This window comes from Synechococcus sp. WH 5701, assembly GCF_000153045.1.
Classification (GTDB): domain Bacteria; phylum Cyanobacteriota; class Cyanobacteriia; order PCC-6307; family Cyanobiaceae; genus Regnicoccus_A; species Regnicoccus_A antarcticus.
In genome coordinates this window covers 1-1,868 of the sequence record NZ_AANO01000033.1, presented here as the reverse complement: position 1 = coordinate 1,868, position 1,868 = coordinate 1, and the positions used below count along the sequence as shown (strand labels likewise).

General features: G+C 37.9%; 2 protein-coding genes and 1 pseudogene. 1 reads left to right on the top strand and 2 read right to left on the bottom strand.

Going from position 1 to position 1,868, the window contains the following annotated elements; translation table 11 throughout:
- A pseudogene (locus tag WH5701_RS16035) lies at positions 1 to 444 on the bottom strand (AraC family transcriptional regulator); the annotation flags it as partial.
- The gene (locus WH5701_RS16030) at positions 444 to 1,472 is read right to left on the bottom strand and encodes a hypothetical protein (RefSeq protein ID WP_006169724.1); all 1,029 of its coding nucleotides are present in this window, start codon (positions 1,470 to 1,472) and stop codon (positions 444 to 446) included. The gene WH5701_RS16030 and the pseudogene WH5701_RS16035, both read right to left, overlap by 1 nt.
- 313 nt (positions 1,473 to 1,785) lie before the next feature.
- Between WH5701_RS16030 and WH5701_RS18710 the strand changes: the two genes are divergently transcribed.
- A partial coding sequence (locus WH5701_RS18710; RefSeq protein WP_156776463.1) for a Nif11 family protein occupies positions 1,786 to 1,868 on the top strand: 83 nt, incomplete at its 3' end.

Sequence of the window (1,868 nt, the reverse complement as noted above, 5' to 3'; positions counted from 1 at the left end):
TGCTTTTGAGAGGTTATCGATGGCTTGTGCTGCATTACATTCTTTAAGCATTTTCATCAAAATATTCTTATCAAGCATGCAAGCTGTCGATGAGCAACTATTTGAATATTTACCCCACGAGTTCCCTGGTGAAGTATTGAGAGTATTGAATCCCCCAAGACTAGCTTCCTTCATTTCATACCCCTCGCAATAGCCGAAAGGATCGTTGAATTGGCAGGTTGGTGTAATCCAATTGAAGTCAACCGACCAAGCTGTTCCCCAGCCCTCATATAAAAGTGGCTGTGTTGATTGTATTTCAGCTAAAGCGATTCCAGCAGATTGTTTGAACGACATCGTGTATTTCCCCTCACCCGGCTCAAGTTGAGTGATGCGGGTTGTCTGTCCCAACTCATTGAGAGATTCTGAGAGCTGGATATGATCTGAATAAGCGAGTTCTAATTTCATTAACTACGCCTCGTAAATAGATCTGTTACCAATACAGAGGCCTTACTTGATTTATTAATAGTCTCATCGGGGCTCTCTTGAAATGTTTGATAGTATAATTTCTGAAATGTTATCCAGTTTTTAAATCCATAGTACAAAGCATTTTGCTTCTTTGTGAAATTTTTAAGTCCTTTTGGTACGTGCGGATTTAGGTAGGATTTTTTGACTTGCTCTAGTCTGATGCTTTTTATTAAATCGAGAATGGGCATATCAAAATTTGTTCTACAGGCAATGCTTAAGGACTCTTTTTCTGTGTTCAAATATTTGGTAATCTCACTAATTGTTAGGGGTGGCATTCCTTCCCTATCTTCATAAAGTAGCTTAACAAGATCTTCGATGAGCTCTGTTTTATCTGATCTTTCGGTTAGAATTTCTAGATCGCAAGGTTCTTCTAATGTTGCAATCGCTAAATCATAAAAAGCTTCTGACTCGCGCAATCCTTTTGTAAAATGACGATCAAATAGGCTCTTTAGTTGAATGCTTGCTGAGCTATTTGAATCAATTCCAATACATTCTTCAAGCTTCGCGAATGCATTATATGCATTCATTTGATCAATCTTTTTTTTCATCTTTTCCCACTTAAGACTCATGCAGCAAAGCTGAGTATTTGCGCCAACGATATCCCATACGTTTCCTCCTGTTTTGTTTAATCGATTAAATCCTGCAATACTTAAATCCATCATCTTATGGCCACTGATGATTGTATTGGTTTGAGCTTGTTCGCCGTTGCTATTTATCCAGCAGAAGGCCACTGAATTTTGGTTGGCTTCTTCTTCATACAGAATAGTTTGATTTGATTTGAAAATTTCAAGATGCGCATCATTGATTGGTGCACAAATTGAACTAGTGACCAACTCACCTTTGCTTAGTTGTGTTACATTGCATGAAAAATTTGATTTTGAATAATAATCTGAATAGTGATCTATGCAATAGCTCTCCATCGAGAGGAGATCGTTGAAGACAAATTCCTTAGCTTTCCTTGCCTTCATTGTTGTGTATTGGTGAGTTCTTGGCAATAATTCAAATTATTTTAGGTTGTTTATGCAGTCGTGAGGAGTTGCTGTCGTGTGCCTTTACATTTCATCTTCCCAGGAAAATCACACTTCTCCCATATTTTTCGCATTATTCACTTTCCTTCATTATTGCAGTTCTCAATTGTGCGCTTGCGCTATGTGATTTGGCGAAATTTGATATTAGCGAAAAACATATTTGTTAAACGGCAAATTTATTAATCCAGAAACGTATTTTTCGCCGCTTTTTTTGGAGAATCTGTTGTATTTAGTTTAAAGCGACAATTGTCCGATGTCTAAGTCTGCATTGCATGCATTCATCGATAGAGCTCGAGCTGATGAGGATTTTCGCTCAAAGCTTGCACACCTTGACCC

What these genes read in the sequence shown, in the direction of transcription:
- WH5701_RS16030 (WP_006169724.1), bottom strand. Translation starts at nt 1,472, where the DNA reads ATGAAGGCAAGGAAAGCTAAGGAATTTGTCTTCAACGATCTCCTCTCG.